This window comes from Streptomyces sp. NPDC051315 (assembly GCF_044455165.1).
GTDB lineage: Bacteria > Actinomycetota > Actinomycetes > Streptomycetales > Streptomycetaceae > Streptomyces.
On record NZ_JBITEN010000059.1, the window covers coordinates 1 to 1,390 of the forward strand.

A 1,390-nucleotide genomic window follows, 5' to 3' on the forward strand; every position below is an offset into this window, starting at 1 on the left:
CACCCTCGCCACCCACGGCACCACCACCTACCTCGAACTCGGCCCCGACGCCGCCCTCACCCCCATGGCCACCCAGACCCTCGACGAGGAGGCCGTGGTGGTGCCCGCGCTCCGGCGGGGCCGTCCCGAGGCACAGGTGCTGGTGGAGGCGGTGGGCCGGCTGTACGCGGTGGGCCGTGCCGTGGACTGGGCGGCCTACTACGACGGGTCGGGCGCCCGCCGGGTGGAGCTGCCGACGTACGCCTTCCAGCGCGAGCACTACTGGCTGGCGGGCAACGGCGGTCCCGGTGACGTGTCGGCCGCGGGGCTGGCCGGAGCCGGTCATCCGCTGCTGGGCGCGGTGCTCGGGCTGCCGGAGTCGGCGGGCCTGTGGTGCACCAGCCGGCTGTCGTCGGCCACCCATCCGTGGCTCGCCGACCACACCGTGTCCGGGGTGACCGTGGTGCCGGGCGCGGCGCTGGTGGAGATGGCGGTGCGCGCCGGGGACGAGACGGGCAGCGGCACCCTGGACGAACTGGTCGTGGAGACGCCGCTCGTGCTGCCCGAGCAGGGCGCGGTGCAGCTGCGGATCGGGGTGGCGGGCCCGGACGCGACGGGCCGGCGGCCCCTGACGATCCACTCGCGGCCCGAGTCGGCCGCCGCCGAGGACCCGTGGGTGCGGCACGCCTCCGGTTTCCTGAGCGAGGCCGCCGCCCGGCCCGACGCCCTCCCCTCGCCGTGGCCGCCGGCCGGTGCCGAACCGGTCGACCTGGACGGCTTCTACGAGCGGCTCGCCGCGACCGGCCTCGGCTACGGCCCGCTGTTCCAGGGGCTGCGGAAGGTGTGGACGCGGGGCGAGGAGGTGTTCGCCGAGGTCGCCCTGGACGAGCGGGAGCGGGCCGCCGCCGAGCGGTACGGGCTGCACCCCGCGCTGCTCGACGCGGCCCTGCAGGCCAGTACGTTCTGCGCGCTTGCCGACGGTGACGGCGAGGAGGGGGTGCGGCTGCCGTTCGCCTGGAACGGCGTGACGCTGCACGCCGCCGGCGCGAGCGCCCTGCGGGTGCGCGCGGTGCCGTCCGGAGCCGGGGTCGCGCTGGAACTGGCCGACCCGTCGGGCGCCCCGCTCGCCTCGGTCGGCTCGCTGGTGACCCGTCCGGTGACCGCGGACCAGCTCGAACAGGACACCGTACGGGATGCGCTGTTCCGCGTGGACTGGATACCGGCCTCGCTCAACGCGTCGGCCACCGCGACGGGTTGGCGCGAGCTGGACGCCACGGCCGAGCCGGAGGGCACGGTGCCCGAGCGGATCCGCACGCTGACCGGGCGGGTGCTCGGTGCCGTGCAGGCGTTCGTGGAGGACGCCGACCCGGCGGCGGGCCCGCTGGTCGTCACCGTCCGCTCCGACAGCCCG

At 76.8% G+C, this 1,390-nt stretch carries 1 protein-coding gene; it reads left to right on the forward strand.

Going from position 1 to position 1,390, the window contains the following annotated elements:
- A partial coding sequence (locus ACIBBD_RS38780; RefSeq protein WP_399424729.1) for a polyketide synthase dehydratase domain-containing protein occupies positions 1 to 1,390 on the forward strand: 1,390 nt, incomplete at both ends.